General features: G+C 59.4%; 10 protein-coding genes. 6 read left to right on the top strand and 4 right to left on the bottom strand.

Going from position 1 to position 15583, the window contains the following annotated elements:
• Positions 1–84: 84 nt before the first annotated feature.
• The 3 genes from AB4O08_RS26000 to AB4O08_RS25990 all read left to right on the top strand — a co-directional run bounded on the left by AB4O08_RS26000 (position 85) and on the right by AB4O08_RS25990 (position 6919).
• Complete coding sequence (locus AB4O08_RS26000) at positions 85–1899, top strand: serine hydrolase domain-containing protein (RefSeq protein WP_021491547.1); 1815 nt, start codon at positions 85–87, stop codon at positions 1897–1899.
• A 17-nt stretch (positions 1900–1916) separates the two neighbouring features.
• Positions 1917–2708 carry a MipA/OmpV family protein gene (locus AB4O08_RS25995; RefSeq protein ID WP_106119267.1) on the top strand — a complete coding sequence of 264 codons (792 nt, stop codon included), beginning with the start codon at positions 1917–1919 and terminating at the stop codon, positions 2706–2708.
• Between the two features lie 443 nt (positions 2709–3151).
• Positions 3152–6919, top strand: a complete 3768-nt coding sequence (locus tag AB4O08_RS25990) for a hypothetical protein (RefSeq protein ID WP_460114503.1) — start codon at positions 3152–3154, stop codon at positions 6917–6919.
• 2 nt (positions 6920–6921) lie between these two features.
• Here the strand turns inward: AB4O08_RS25990 and AB4O08_RS25985 are convergent, their stop codons facing one another.
• Positions 6922–8202: an ATP-binding protein gene (locus tag AB4O08_RS25985; RefSeq protein WP_010210078.1), complete on the bottom strand. Its 1281-nt coding sequence runs from the start codon at positions 8200–8202 to the stop codon at positions 6922–6924.
• Entirely contained in the window at positions 8203–8910 is a 708-nt protein-coding gene (locus AB4O08_RS25980) for a winged helix-turn-helix domain-containing protein (RefSeq protein WP_305377652.1), read from the bottom strand.
• A 156-nt stretch (positions 8911–9066) separates the two neighbouring features.
• Here AB4O08_RS25980 and AB4O08_RS25975 point away from each other — a divergent pair, with 156 nt between their 5' ends.
• Entirely contained in the window at positions 9067–10266 is a 1200-nt protein-coding gene (locus tag AB4O08_RS25975; RefSeq protein WP_460114502.1) for an MFS transporter, read from the top strand.
• Here AB4O08_RS25975 and AB4O08_RS25970 read toward each other — a convergent pair.
• A complete protein-coding gene (locus AB4O08_RS25970; protein WP_460114501.1) occupies positions 10222–10824 on the bottom strand; it encodes a MiaE family protein in 603 nt (200 codons plus the stop codon). The two genes, AB4O08_RS25975 and AB4O08_RS25970, sit on opposite strands and share 45 nt — an antisense overlap.
• A gap of 151 nt (positions 10825–10975) precedes the next feature.
• Between AB4O08_RS25970 and AB4O08_RS25965 the strand changes: the two genes are divergently transcribed.
• On the top strand, positions 10976–11839 hold the full coding sequence (locus AB4O08_RS25965; RefSeq protein ID WP_460114500.1) for a universal stress protein: 864 nt from the start codon (positions 10976–10978) through the stop codon (positions 11837–11839).
• Positions 11840–11970: 131 nt separating this feature from the next.
• On the opposite strand, the gene AB4O08_RS25960 is transcribed toward AB4O08_RS25965, so the two are convergent.
• Positions 11971–12444 (bottom strand): DUF1289 domain-containing protein, encoded by a 474-nt coding sequence (locus AB4O08_RS25960; protein WP_460114499.1) that lies wholly within the window; start codon positions 12442–12444, stop codon positions 11971–11973.
• Between the two features lie 397 nt (positions 12445–12841).
• Between AB4O08_RS25960 and acnB the strand changes: the two genes are divergently transcribed.
• Positions 12842–15451, top strand: a complete 2610-nt coding sequence (gene acnB, locus AB4O08_RS25955) for a bifunctional aconitate hydratase 2/2-methylisocitrate dehydratase (RefSeq protein WP_010210070.1) — start codon at positions 12842–12844, stop codon at positions 15449–15451.
• The last annotated feature ends 132 nt before the right edge of the window (positions 15452–15583 follow it).

Raw genomic sequence — 15583 nt, 5'->3', positions numbered from 1 at the left:
CAGTTTCTCGACAAAGCTGCAAAAGACCGGCGAGCGCTGCGCCCCTAGCATGCGAGCATCCAAATCACCTGTCGAGTGCTCGTCATGCTTCGCACATTGCGCGGTCTTCCGTTGCTCGGTTGCCTGTTGGGCAGTATTGGCTGCCACGGGCAGTCACCGGCCCCTCCGTCAATTGCGAAGGGTGACTACAGCGCGATCATCCGTTACCTGCAAACCCGGATCCCACGGGACATGGCCCAGGACAACATCCCGGGCCTGTCGATAGCACTGGTCAACGGCCAGGAATTGATCTGGGCGCGCGGGTTCGGCATGGCCGACAAAGCCAAGGGCTTGCCTGTCACGCCAAACACGGCATTCCGGGCCGGTGCGATCTCCAAATTGCTCACGGCCAGCGCGGCCCTGCAGTTGGTTGAAGAACAGCGACTGACGCTGGACGCCCCCTTACAGCAGACCCTGCGCGAGTTCTATGTGCGCTCGCGCTTCCACGCCGACCAGCAGGCCGCCGACCGCGACATCACTTTGCGTCGCCTGCTGAGCCATCAGTCCGGCTTGCCCAGTGAACACCTGCGAGACCTGCGCAACAGCTACGCCATGGGGCAGATGCCGATGCGCCTGTCCGGTGTCTGGCTGAGCACACCGCCCGGCACACAAGTGGCCTATTCCAACCTGGGTTATGCGCTGGTGGGCGCGGCGATCGAGCGCAGCAGCGGCAAGGAGTTTGAAGCCCAAATGCAACACAGCCTGCTCAAGCCGCTGGAGATGGATCGCGCGAGCTTTGTCGGGACCGCTGCCCAAGTAGGCTTTCGCGCCCTGGGCTATCAGGAAGGCGTCGCCAGCACCGATGCGCAACTGCGCGACATCGCCGCCGGCGGCTTGTGGGCCAGCCCCAAGGACCTCAGCCATTACGTGCAGATGCTATTTGCCAAGGGCCTCTACAAGGGCAAGCGGGTAATGGCAAGCCGCTCCATCGATGAAATGTTCACCCAGCAAAACACCGGCAATGCCCTGGACTTCGACTGCCAGATCGGCCTGGCGTGGTTTTTGGCGCCCTGTGGTGACGCGCCGGTCGGTCCTGGGGTGCGTACCTACCAGCACAGCGGCGGTGGCGATGATTTCGCCGCACAGCTGAGCCTGCTGCCGGACCATCAATTGGCAGTGATCATCATGGCCAACGACAGCAATGCCGAAGACCTGGTCGCCAGATTGGCCACTGACACCCTGCGCCTGATGCTTGAAGCGCAAACCGGCACGCCTGTGTGCAGCGACGACTGCCAGTCACCCCGCCATGGGCTCAAGCTGCGCCAAGTGCCGACAGCCATCGACCGTCAGCGCCTGGCCGGGTTTTACGCAACCGCCTGGGGCGTCTTCAGGATCAAGGATGATGAGCAGCGGCTGCGCGGCGAACTGGCGGGTTTCAACTTCGAACTGCTGCGTGACGATCAGGGCTGGCTGCGCGCGCAGAAGAAACTCTTCGGCTTCTGGCTCAAGGACCTCGGTGAACTGGGCCACGTACAACTCGACGTGATCACCGTGCAAGGCCGGCAGATGCTCACCGCGCGCAGCCACGGCCAACGCATCCCCATCGGTGAGCGCATCGACCCGCCGCCGCTGCCCATGGCCTGGGCCGACACGGTCGGCACCTATCAGGTGCTCAACAGCTTTGAGCCCGACGCGCCATTAAGCGGCATCAGCGTGCGCCTCGAAGAAGGCTTCCTGGTGATTCGCGGCCAACTGCATGACGAGCCGCTGACCGACTACATCCTGCTGCCCGTCGACAACGCCCACGCCGTACTGGCCGGGACCGGCTATGGCCTGGGCGACACCGTGAGCCGCCAGATCAATGGCCTGAGCGCTTCGGGCTACGCCTTCAAACGTACCCATCCACCCTTGAGTTTCTGACTGACATGAAAACCCTGATGAGCCCCAAAAACCTCTGCCTGTCCATGACTTCCCTGTGTTTACTCGCCGGAGCCAACAGCGCCCTGGCCGAGGACTGGACCTACAGCCTCAACGCCGGTGTGGCCAACCTGCCCCGCTACAGCGGCAGCGATGAGCGCATGACTGCTCCCGTGCTCGGTGGTGCCATCGTCAGCCCTTGGGGGCTTTTTCTCGACACCGACAAAGGCCTGGGCTGGGGTTACGAAGGCAATGCCTTGAGCTTCGAGGCCTACGTCGGTGCCAGTGCTTCGCGCAAGGACAAAAACACGTCCATGCACCTCGGCGCCAAGCGTCTCAAAGGCATGGGCGAGATCAAGTCACGCCCGCAACTGGGTGTGAGTGCCAGCTACAACCTGGGCGGCGTGATTGTTGGCGCCACCCTGGAACATGCGCTCAAGGAAGATGACCACAAGGACAGCGGCAAGGCGTTCACCCACGTGGAACTGAGCCTGGGCACCAACCTGTATGAAGGCCGTTTCGGCTCCCTCGACGCCAGCCTCAACAGCCATTTCGGGGACCGTGACTACTTGCAGACCTGGTACGGCGTGACCACCGGCCAAGCCGCACGCAGCCGCTTCAAAACCTACAAGGCGGGCGCGGGCAATATCAGTAATGGCATGAACCTGGTGTGGAGCCTGCCGATCAGCGAGGACACCCAGTTCTCGACCTTGCTGGATGTGCAGTACCTGGCGGATGAGGCCGGCAAGAGCCCGATCGTGGAGCGTCGGTTGCAGACGTCGGTGATGGGTGTGCTGGAATACAGCTTTTGAGGGGGAAGTCGGCATCAACGCTCAACCCCTGAGGAGTGAAATATCCCCTCACTGAGCAGAGGGGAACCGGAGGCCTGGCACTTGCGACGAATAGTCACTGCTGCATGTGGGAAAACACGCAGTCGCTATCGTCGTTCTTCTGGAGTTTACTGATGGTCTCATCGACTCAATCCGCTACTGTTTCGGCCGCCACGTACCAGTCCCCACCACCGGATGCACAGCAACCCCCTTCACCTCAGTCGGCCCCACAAGCACCTGACTGGTTGGAACTCATAAAAAGTACCCCGCGGTATATAGCCGACGCAGAATTGGCGGGAACCTATGCCGCCGCGCTAACCCGCGCAGCCCAAGACTTGCCCTTACCGGTGACCGGAAGTGAGGCCGTTTACCCTGTGCCTGTCGACTCTACGTTCGGGCAATGGCGAAACCACCTCGACAGCCTAGTGGCGGGTGACGATTTCAAGCAGTGGGCCCACGCCAATCGCGTTGACCTATCCCGCCCCCTTCGCATTTTCCCCCCGAGCGACACCACGCCCGGTTGGATACAGGCCTACGCCAAGCCCTCGGCATCCGGTGAAGCGGGTGCGCGCGCCAGCATCCTCGCGCTGGGGGCACAGTTCAGCGACGGCCAGTCGTTGCCTGCCTCGTGGCCATTGATCATGCAGACGTCCAAAACGTTAGCGGCGGGCAACATCTGCGTCTCTGTCCCTTCGCCCGGTCGGTCCGACCCCGTTACGCATGCCACGCGCCCCGCTGACCTCAAAGACATTGCGGCCTTCTATGGCGAGCAGGTGCCCCATAGCCGTGAAGCGCTCACAGAACGCGCGAATGACGTCAAACACGCTAACACCTTTCCCCTGCCTGATGCGGTGCTCTCACCCGCACAATTTGAACTGCGCTCAGAGACCGCGCTGGAACAGCAGCAGAGGGAATGGGGCGATGTTCGTAACAACACCCGCCTGTGCCAACTGTTGTCCACGGCAATCACGCCACCCCCCGCCTCTGCCAACGCGACCGACAGCCCTCCCTCTTTCATTGATTCGCCACACACCTCAGAACAGGCTGCGCAACACGAAAAAACCTTGATTGCGCAAATGCTCGACAGTGACGCGTTCAAGTTAAACGTGGACCCCACTTCCTGGTACGTTCAGGATGAGCAGTTGGCACCGGAGGCCAGCGTCAGCCTCAGACGATTCATCACCGACAAGGGGTGGATCGTTCCGCAGACCAAAGACGACATCAACAACTTGATCAAGTCCATTCAACGCGGGCCCTTGCCTTCCATCCCCCATGGCAATCTCACCGGCGCCTTGAGCTGGGCGGCGGCACTGACGCTGGATGAAAAAAAGCAGCTCTACAGCCACATACGCTTTAACAACCTCAAGCTACCGGACTTGGGTGCTTCGCACGCCGTGAACAATGAAGGAGGGGCTTTTACCTACCTGACGAAAAATCGCCATTGGACAGACGCCGAGCTGAACGCCCCACGAGAAATCGTAGAAGACATCCTTCGCTCGCCAAAAGCCCGGACGCTGGAAGCTGCCCTACAGCGGAAAATGGGCGTCGCTGGCGATACCGACGGCTCTGACATGACCCTCGCGGCGATCCTGTTGGGGCTGGATGCACCCACGGCCCATGATGTGTCGAAGAGAAATGAATGTGCCGGTTTCGACCTCGCGGCCCCACGTTTCTATGGGCAGCCGCTGAGTCACATCAAGGAAGCGTTGATCCCCCATTTGGCCGAAAGTGGCCGTTGCACGACCAGGATGGCCCCCGTGGCGGCGTTTATGCTGCTATCAAGTGCCGCGCCGGAACTGCTGGTCAAGGACATCCCCGCTGATGTGACTTACGGTTCACCGGCGTGGGCCACCCTGAAAGCCACAGTGGCCTACATAGAAGCAAAGAGCCCTGGCAGCAGTTCCCTCATGAGCTTTGCTGAAGTCGTCAAATACGCGGCAATCGATCCGGTTGCTACAGAAGACCAAGCGCTATTGAATGCGGCCAAATTAGACATGGTCATCGATTGGGCGTTAGTGCATGGCGTCCTCTCGCCATCGCCTACAGGGCGCTATTCAGACGAGCAGTTGGACACCGCGCAGAAAGCGTTCTCCGAGGTCATGAGCGAGCTGCAAACAACCCCCGGGGATATCACCGCGAAGGTTCCACTGCTCAAAGACCAGGCACTGGAAGAACTGGGGAAGCGCTATAAGAATGTGCCCTTTGAACTGGCCGTGCTCACAACGCCCCAGGCGCGGGCGAATAACGCCCTCAACAACGATATATTACATACCAACACGGGCCCTTATTCCCTATTGGACCTTTATCTCTCAGGCCGAGCGCCAGCCCCGCAGGAGGACAACACATGGTATTCATTGAGAGAACAGGCGCTTCCAGGAACAACCACCGGATTACTTCACCACCTCCCGGATATCAAGTCCGTACACCGCCTTGCTGTGGCCAATTATCAGCAACGCAGGGAAAGCGGGCTGGTCACCCTCAGCAAACATCTCATTGCACAACAACCGATCAGCGATAGAAAGCAGCTGGAATATGGAAAACTCGAGATTTTCATTGAAGGCACCGTCATCAAACATCGAGTCATCACCAAGTCCGGCGCCGTCAGTCTCGACCAATCAACGCCGAGTCAAGATCCGAGCAAGCGCGCGTTGATCATCAAGTCAACGCATGAGAACAAAGTAAAATTCTATGAATTTTGCCCGCAACACAACTATCTGAAAGCCCGCGATGATCTGGGCAGCGCATTCGTTCCAGGCCCTCAAGGGCCATGGATCAAGGCGCCCACACCTTATCTGGCAGGAGAGAAATTCTCCAATACAGCCATCACGCCATTTAGCGTCTCGCAGACCGACAGCCATAAGTTACAAGCCATCACGCCGCCGGCAGACGCCAGTGTCCCGGCATCGTATAACAGTGCACGCAGTCAGTTTCTGGGGGAGTTGCTCTCCAAGCACACCCTCGGTGATGTCGAGCTTGAACAACTGGTGAATGCCAGCGGCCACACAACGCGATTTGACGAAGAAGATGAAGAGTTCGAAACGAACAGAGAGTTACTGTTCGCCTCGATGGTTGTCGTGAACCCCATCAGAAACGTGCTCAACGGCGATTGGCTTGCGGTGGCGTCCGACATCGTATTCGATGGTGTCATGTACTTGACCACCGCGGGTCTGGGCAAGGTTGCTGGCGCAGCAGCCAAGCCGGTGAATAGCGCGTTGAAACAAAGCGGTAAAGCTTTCGGACGACGGCTGTTTACACAAACACCGGTTCAGCCTTCCAGTGGGCTCAACGCTAATTTCCATAAGTTCTCGCCAGGAAAAACCGGGCAATATGACTTTTCCGACCTCGCCCGAAAACCTGACATCGCGCAAGGTACTTACAAAAGAGGCCTTACCGAATTCTCCACACCAGCAAGGTTCGATAGAACAACCCGCAAATGGTATGCGGTAGATCCAAAGACCAACAAAACGTATGGAAAGCCCTTGGAGGACTTCAAGCCACAGGTGTCTGCAGCGCCCGGCACAAGCACACCTGCCATGACACCTCAGCAGCGCGCACTGGACATAGGATTGAGCCGCGACAATGTCATTCAAATGGGCGGGCCGATGAGGGATCTGAAACTGATTGGCAATGAAGTTCATACCTTCACGGATACCTATAAAGGCACGACCCGCCTCAATGTCGTCGCACACGGTATCAAACGAAATTGGGTTGAGCGGATCACAGGTGACGGTACGAAGATAATCATGGACAACACGCTTTATGATGCGCCTGGGTTAGCGAAGCTGCTGAGAGCAAAGGGTGTGGACCTTACTTCTGCCGATAACGTACGCCTTCTGGTGTGCTACTCCGCTGAAGGCAGAGGCAAAGCATTTGGGCGCCTCTTTCAACAAGAAATAAACAAACCGGTCAAGGCGTTTGAAGGGACCGTCTCATTGACGCATGGCTCGACATCCGTAACCGCCATACGAAACGGAGTACGAAATGAGGTGTTGCGAAACTATCCCAATGGGACGTCGGCAGTTATTGAGCAAGCCACCGATCTATTGACGGAAGGTTTATTTAATGGAAAAGCCATTCCGCACATCCAAAAAAACCATGGTCAAACCATCAGGATCAATATCGCTCCGCCCGGCCTGCCTCCTATACATGACGACCTGAGAATCACTTATAGGCCGCGCCAATTCACTCGATAACCCTATGACTCAACGTACGCCCACGTCATTCGGAATGAGGCTCCGCCCCATTCCGAGTCCAACACCTGCACCTGGCCGCCATGCCACTGCGACACCCGCTGCACCAGCGCCAGGCCCAGGCCGAAGCCGCCGGTACGGCGATCGCGACTCGCGTCCAGGCGCATGAAGGGTTGGAAAATCTTCGCCCGGCCGTCCTCCGGGACGCCGGGCCCGTCGTCACACACCCGCACTTCGTAGCCGCTGCCGAACTTGACCAGCGAGACTTCCACCCGACGCTCGGCGTAGCGGATGGCGTTGCGCAACAGGTTGATCACCGCACGTGCCATAAAGCGTGGCTCGATCTGGATAAAGTCCACCTCACACGTGCGCAACGACAATTGAATACCCGCCGCCTCGGCCTCCAGGGCCACACTGCCGATCACGCTGTCGAGCCAGCTGAGGGCCTCGATGCTTTCGCGTGTGACCTGGGTGGCGCCACGTTCCAGGCTGGCATAGGTAAGCAGTTCGGAGACCATTTCTTCCAGTTCGCCCAGGTCTGCATACATGTCAGCAATCAATTCGCCACGCTGGCGCGGGTCGGCCTGCTGCTTGAGTTGGTCGAGTTCGAACGAGAGGCGTGCAATGGGCGTGCGCAGTTCGTGGGACACGGCGTTGGTGAGTTCGCGCTGGTTGGCGATCAGGCTTTCGATACGCTCGGCCATCTGGTTGAAGTGCCCCGCCAGCTCACGCACGGTGGAACGGCGCGGCAGCAGGATGCGCGAGCTGAGCTCGTTGTCACCGAAACGTTGCGCCGCCAGACGGATATGCTCCAGATCGCGCCAGTGCGGCCGCACCCAGAAATACAGCACGATCGCCAGGCTCAGCCCCAACAGGCTGTAGGCCCACAAGTACAGCCATTTAGGCTCGTCGGGCAGCTTGATATTGAGCAATTGCGGGCCGCCGTCGAGATTGGCGATGAACTCCATGAAATCGCCACGCACCACCAACTGCCCAGCCGCCAGCAACTGTTGCTCACGCGGGTTCAGCGCCAGGTCATCGCGCTGGACCAGTTTCAGGTGCAGACCGTAATGGGGTTGCAACTCGCCCAGACGCGCTTGGCGGGCATCACCGAGCAAGGGTCGCAACTGCTCGACCAAAGCATAGGCCGGGCCGCGCATGGCCTCGCGGTTATAGGTTTCGTTGGCCTCGGGAAGAAGCTCGTCGAACGTGTAGTTGACCAGCCAGATAGCGCCCGCCAGGCCTAGCGCAAGGATGATGTACAGGCGGATATAGAGCCGCAGCATCTAGGCCTCCCACGCAAACGGGTTGAACAGGTAGCCCTTGCCCCAGATGGTCTTGATGCACACTGGTTCGCGCGGGTTGTCGTTGAGTTTGCTGCGCAGTTTGCTGATGTAGACATCGACACTGCGGTTGAGCCCGTCGAACGCAATGCCGCGCATGCGGTTGAGGATGTCATCGCGGGACAGGATCGTCCCCGAGTTACTGGCCAGCAGCCACAGTAGTTCAAACTCCATGGTGGTGAGGTCGATCTTGTCATCGCCAAGGCTGACCACGCGGCAACTGCGATCGATGGCCAGCCGCCCGAAGGCCAGCGCCCCGCGCACCGCCGGCTCCGGCGCCTGGCGTCGTTGCAGGGCACGCAGGCGCGCCAGCAACACAGGGGGCTTGATCGGCTTGATCACATAATCGTCGGCACCGGACTCCAGGCCAAGGATATGGTCCAGGTCGTCTTCCTTGGCCGTGAGGATCACGATCGGCGTGTCGGACACCGCGCGAATTGCGCGACACACATGCAGGCCACTCTGGCCCGGCAACATCAGGTCAAGTACGACGATCTTCGGCTTGAACGCGAGAAACGCCGCCAAGGCCTCATCGCCCCGATGCTCCACGCGTACCTCAAAGCCATGCTGCGCGAGAAAGTGCGCGATCAGCCCTGCCAGTTTTTCGTCGTCCTCAACGAGCAAGACCTTGCCCAGCCCCAGGTTTTCCATAAGTTCTCAGTCTGCAGACACGGATTGAAGAGCGGGCATTATAGGTGGCAAGCTGGACAACTGAAGCCGCTGGCCAGGATTGGCCACGAAGGTTCATGTTTTTAAGAGTTTTTAACAAATAACCTGCAATCTTTAACGCCAACCACAGGGAGTTGTATGCGCAAGGATTACCTGGCGTTCTTTGTTTCGCTGTTCTTGTCGCGGCTGGCCGACCAGATTCTGCTGTTTATCGTGCCCTTGATCGTGTTCCAGACTACCCAGAGCGTGGCTTGGGCTGGACTTGCATTCTTTGTCGAGTCGCTGCCGCGTTATCTCGCGTTCCCGGTGTGTGGCGCATTGTGCGACAAGTTCGCGCCGGTGCGCATCCTGCATATCAGCCAGGTTTGCCGGGCGCTGGCTTGCGGGGTGGCCGTGGTTTTGTACGGGGTCTTCGACGGCATCCTCTGGATCGTGCTGCTCTCGGCGCTCTGCGGCGTGTTGACGACCCAGGGCATCATGGCGCGGGAAGTGTTGATGCCTCATGTCTTTCCCCACTACAGCTATGCCAAGACGCTTTCCTATTCGCAGATTGCTGACCAGAGCGGGCTGGTGCTCGGGCCTTTGGTGGCCGCGCTGATGCTGGAAGTGTGGGCCTGGCACTGGGTCGTACTCGGGGTGGCCGGGCTGTTTTTATTGGCCGACCTGGCAATGCGGGCGTGGCAACGCTCCAACACGACACAGCTGGAAACGTTCGAGCAGCATCGGGATATCTGGCTGCAGCCACTGAAGATTGCCTTCGGGCATATCCGCAGCCTGCCGGAACTGAAGCGGATCATTACGCTGGCCGTGGGCGTCAACTTGATCATTGGTGTCACGCTGGCCACATCTGCGGCGATGGTGACCGGCCAATTTGCGCAAGACAAGGACACCTATGCCCTGCTGCAGGCAGCCGGCGCCTTGGTGACCATCGGGATTCTGTTTTACCTGGCGCGGGCCGGGCTCCCGCTGAGGGTGCTGGGCGGGTTGTCGTATTCGATGATTGCGGTAGGTGCAGTGATCATGGCGATCAGCCCCGGCATATGGCTATACGCCGTGGGCTTCCTGCTGGTCACCGGTTTCGACAAGATGTTCAACGTCTACCTGCGCAGCACCCGTCAGCGGGTGATTCCCGTGCAGGACTTCGGCAAGACCGTGGGCGTGATCACCTTGCTCAACAACCTGCCGCAACCTTTGGCAGGCTTGGCGATAGCAGTGTTGGCAGCACCGCTGGGTACACAGCAGGTGATCCTGCTGCTCGCCGGAATCACCGCGCTGATCGGCGCGGCCGTGGCCTCAGGCTGGCACGCCACTGTGAAAGCGGAACTCGATGTCGGGTGACTCGATCAGTTCCTGCTCGGCCGCCCTCACCCGCTCGATCACCTGGGCGACGTCCTTGGCGTCGCCGTATTGGTAGGCCAGCTTCAGGTAGCGCTGGAAGTGCCGCGCCTCGCTTTTCAGCAGGCCGAAGTAAAACTTGCCGAGTTCTTCGTCCAAATGCGGCACCAAGGCTTCGAAACGCTCACAACTGCGCGCTTCGATAAAAGCGCCCACCACCAGGGTGTCCACCAGCTTGACAGGTTCATGGGTGCGCACCACTTTGCGCAAACCCGAGGCATACCGGCCAGCATTCAATTGACGCAACTCGACTTTGCGCTTTTTCATCAGGCGCATGACTTGTTCGTGGTGCACCAGCTCTTCACGGGCCAGGCGCGACATCATGTTGATCAGGTCCACATGGCTGTAGTACTTGGCGATCAGGCTCAGGGCGGTGCTGGCGGCTTTGAATTCGCAGTTCTTGTGGTCGATCAGCAGGGTGTCCTGATCGGCCAGCGCGGCCTGGACCCAGGCGTCAGGGGTGCGGCAACCGAGGAATTCGTGGATGTCTGGCAGGTTCATCGGGCTCACGGGCAAAAGGATCACAAAAGGCCGTCGATTATACCGACCCCGCCGCAGACCACCAGCCACCGGCCTTGATGTGCATCAACATGACGTCTGCCGTGCAGCAACTATAGTTGTTCCAGGCCCACCCTTTTTGGAGATCCCGACCATGCAAGCCATCCGCAGCATCCTGGTGGTCATCGAGCCCGAGCATTCGGAAAGCCTGGCCCTCAAGCGTGCCAAGCTGATCGCTGGGGTCACCGGCGCGCACCTGCATTTGCTGGTCTGCGACAAGAAGCACGAGCACTCGGCGCTGCTGGCCCTGCTCAAGTCGGGTTTGCACGAAGACGGCTACAGCGTCAGCACCGAGCAGGCCTGGAATGCCAGCCTGCATGAAACCATTATCGACGTGCAGCAGGCGGAGGGTTGCGGGCTGGTAATCAAGCAACACTTCCCCGACAGTCCCTTGAAAAAGGCGCTGCTGACGCCTGCCGACTGGAAGTTGCTGCGCTATTGCCCGACAGCGGTGCTGCTGGTCAAGACCGCCAAGCCATGGACCGGCGGGGTGATTTTGGCGGCCATCGATGTCGGCAATACCGATGGCGAGCACCGCTCCCTGCACAACGCGATCATTGACCATGGTTTTGATATCGCCAGCTTGGCCAAGGCGCAATTGCATGTGATCAGCGCCCATCCGTCGCCGATGTTGTCGGCGGCGGACCCGACGTTTCAGCTCAAAGAAACCATCGAGGCGCGTTATCGCGAGCAATGCAAGGCGTTCCAGGCAGAGTTTGATGTGGACGACTCACACTTGCACATTGAGGAAGGCCCGGCGGATGTGCTGATCACGTTCGCTGCCCATAAGTGGCAGGCAGCCGTGACAATCATCGGCACGGTGGCGCGCACCGGGATTACCGGGGCGCTGATCGGCAATACGGCGGAGGTGATACTGGATGCCGTGGAAAGCGATGTGCTGGTGCTCAAGCCCGACACGCTGATGGATCAGCTGGGAGAACTGGCTACCAAGGCCTGACGGGGTCTTCCGAACAACTGCGATCAACTTTGTGGGAGCGGGCTTGCTCGCGAATGCGGTGTGTCAGTGAATGAATAATTGACTGATCCACCGCATTCGCGAACAAGCCCGCTCCCACATTGGGTGGCGCGTTATCCGTTGGAAAATACATCTTTGAGAAAGTTTGGCGCGATATAGCGCTGGTAGTGCGCCTCCGACAGGATAAAAAACTCCCGATCAATGGCATCACGCAGGTCCGGCAAGGGCCAGTCGCGAAATTCCGGCAACAGCACCATGCCGTAAGCCTCCAAGTTGGAAATCACCCGCGCACCACGGGCGATCAACTGGTATGCCCAGCAATACTCGGACTGGTGCGGCACGAAGCGAATCTTGCGCTGCTCCAGCTGGTCGCGCAGGGTCTTGGGGTCGAACACCTCCAGCTTGCCGGCCATCACCTGCACCAACAGCTGCTCCAAGCGTAGCCAGACCGCGCGTTTTTCCTCTTCGTTATAGCCATTCCACTGGATCACTTCGTGGTGGAAGCGCTTGCAGCCACGGCACACGAGATCGCCGTAGACCGTGGAGCACAGGCCGACGCAGGGGGTCTTGATGGTTTGGTTGGACATGGGCAACGACACGCAAATCAGCGAAACAATGCGCCATGTTAGCCCTTTGTCTAAGCGTGATCACCCTTCAAACTTGGTGAGGCAACTTACCTTTAGAAATTTTTTGCCGTAGAATCATCCGGCCTTGTAAGGCGCCAATAATCCGCTGGAAGCTGTTTTCAAAGCGTCACGAGCACAGTCGTTCCTTCAGAACGGTGTTGGCGATGGTCCATGACTCGGTAGGTCAGAGCCCTCGCCAACCCTCATCAGCTCCGTTCTGCAGGCGTAAAACTTTGAAAGCAGCTTCTGTGAGGAATGCCGGCAGCGCTGGCTTTGCGGCCCAAAAAGCCCCTGAGCGCATGCGTGCCGTTCATTTCTGGATGAGCGTCCCGTGGGACCACTGATGAGGGTAATAACTGTGCTTGAAGCCTACCGCAAACATATCGAAGAGCGTGCAGCCCTGGGTATTGTTCCCCAGCCGCTTAACGCCGAACAAACCGCAGGCCTGGTCGAGCTGCTGAAAAATCCTCCGGCTGGCGAAGAAGAATTCCTCGTTGACCTGATCACCAACCGCATTCCACCAGGCGTTGACGAAGCTGCCTACGTCAAGGCCGGTTTCCTGTCTGCCCTGGCCAAGGGCGAAGCCACTTCCCCCCTGATCGACAAAAAACGCGCCGTTGAACTGCTTGGCACCATGCAAGGCGGCTACAACATCGTGACCCTGGTTGAGCTGCTGGACGACGCCGCACTGGCTCCGGTCGCCGCCGCCCAACTCAAGCACACCCTGCTGATGTTCGATGCGTTCCACGACGTGGCTGAAAAAGCCAGGAACGGCAACGAACACGCCAAAGCCGTGATCCAGTCCTGGGCCGACGGCGAGTGGTTCCGCAACCGCCCCACCCTGGCCGACAAAATCAGCCTGCGCGTCTTCAAGGTCACCGGCGAAACCAACACCGACGACCTGTCCCCGGCTCCTGATGCCTGGTCCCGTCCTGACATCCCGCTGCACGCCCTGGCCATGCTGAAAATGGCCCGTGAAGGCATCGTGCCGGACGAGCAAGGCAAGACCGGCCCGATGAAGCAGATCGAAGAGATGCGCGGCCAAGGCTTCCCGATCGCCTACGTCGGTGACGTGGTCGGTACCGGTTCCTCGCGTAAATCCGCGACCAACTCCGTACTGTGGTTCTTCGGCGACGACGTGCCTTACGTGCCGAACAAGCGCGCCGGCGGCTTCTGCTTCGGCAGCAAGATCGCTCCAATCTTCTACAACACCATGGAAGATGCTGGCGCACTGCCAATCGAGTTCGACGTTACCAACATGAACATGGGCGACGTGATCGACCTGTACCCGCATGCTGGCAAAGTCTGCAAGCACGGTACCGATGAAGTCATCACCACCTTCGAAATGAAGACCCCGGTGCTGTTGGACGAAGTCCGCGCCGGCGGCCGTATCCCGCTGATCATCGGTCGCGGCCTGACCGACAAGGCCCGTGCCGAGCTGGGCCTGGGCCCAACCGATCTGTTCAAGCTGCCGGAAGCGCCTGTCGACACCGGCAAAGGCTTCACCCTGGCACAGAAAATGGTCGGCAAGGCCTGCGGTCTGCCAGAAGGCAAAGGCGTTCGTCCTGGCACCTACTGCGAACCGAAGATGACCACCGTGGGTTCCCAGGACACCACCGGTCCGATGACCCGTGACGAACTGAAAGACCTGGCGTGCCTGGGCTTCTCGACCGATCTGGTGATGCAGTCGTTCTGCCACACCGCGGCCTATCCAAAGCCGATCGACGTGACCACCCACCACACCCTGCCTGACTTCATCATGACCCGTGGCGGTGTATCCCTGCGTCCAGGCGACGGCATCATCCACAGCTGGCTGAACCGCATGCTGCTGCCGGATACCGTCGGCACCGGTGGTGACTCCCACACCCGTTTCCCGATGGGCATCTCGTTCCCGGCCGGTTCCGGTCTGGTCGCGTTCGCCGCAGCCACTGGCGTCATGCCACTGGACATGCCGGAATCGATCCTGGTGCGTTTCAAAGGCAAAATGAAACCTGGCATCACCCTGCGTGACCTGGTTCATGCCATTCCTTACTACGCGATCCAGTCGGGTCTGCTGACCGTAGAGAAGAAAGGCAAGAAGAACGCCTTCTCCGGCCGCATCCTGGAAATCGAAGGCCTGAACGACCTGACGCTGGAGCAGGCTTTCGAGCTGTCCGACGCCTCGGCTGAACGTTCGGCTGCCGGTTGCACCATCAAGCTGTCGAAAGAGTCGATCACCGAGTACCTGAACTCCAACATCACCCTGCTGCGCTGGATGATCGGTGAAGGCTACGGTGACCCACGTACCCTGGAACGTCGCGCCCAAGCGATGGAAGCCTGGGTCAAGAACCCTGAGCTGATGGAAGCCGATGCCGACGCGGAATACGCTGAAATCATCGAAATCGACTTGGCCGAGATCAACGAGCCGATCCTCTGCGCACCGAACGATCCGGACGATGCCCGTCTGCTGTCGAGCGTTGCCGGCGAGAAGATCGACGAAGTGTTCATCGGTTCGTGCATGACCAACATCGGTCACTTCCGCGCGGCCGGTAAGCTGCTGGAGCAAGTCAAGGGCCAGCTGCCTACCCGTCTGTGGCTGTCGCCTCCGACCAAGATGGACGCTCACCAACTGACCGAAGAAGGCTACTACGGCATCTACGGCAAGGCTGGCGCGCGCATGGAAATGCCGGGCTGCTCGCTGTGCATGGGTAACCAGGCACGTGTAGAACCGAACTCGACCGTTGTGTCGACGTCGACCCGTAACTTCCCGAACCGTCTGGGTGACGGCGCTAACGTCTACCTGGCTTCGGCCGAGCTGGCGGCAGTAGCTTCTACCCTGGGTCGCCTGCCGACCGTCGAAGAGTACATGGGCTACGCAGCGAAACTGGACACCATGGCCAGTGACGTCTACCGCTACCTGAACTTCGATCAGATCGCTGAGTTCCGCAAGATCGCAGCAAGCGCCAACATCCCGGTGATTCAAGCCTAAGGGTGTGTTGACATAAAAAACGCCGCGTATCGCAAGGTACGCGGCGTTTTTTTATGCCTGCAAAACAGCATCGGCAACACCCTAAATCAACTGTGGGAGCGGGCTTGCTCGCGAATGCGGTGTATCAGTCCC

Source organism: Pseudomonas sp. H3_E07 (assembly GCF_054668895.1).
The sequence above is the reverse complement of the archived record's forward strand: the minus strand, read 5'-3'. Positions and strand labels throughout refer to the sequence as shown.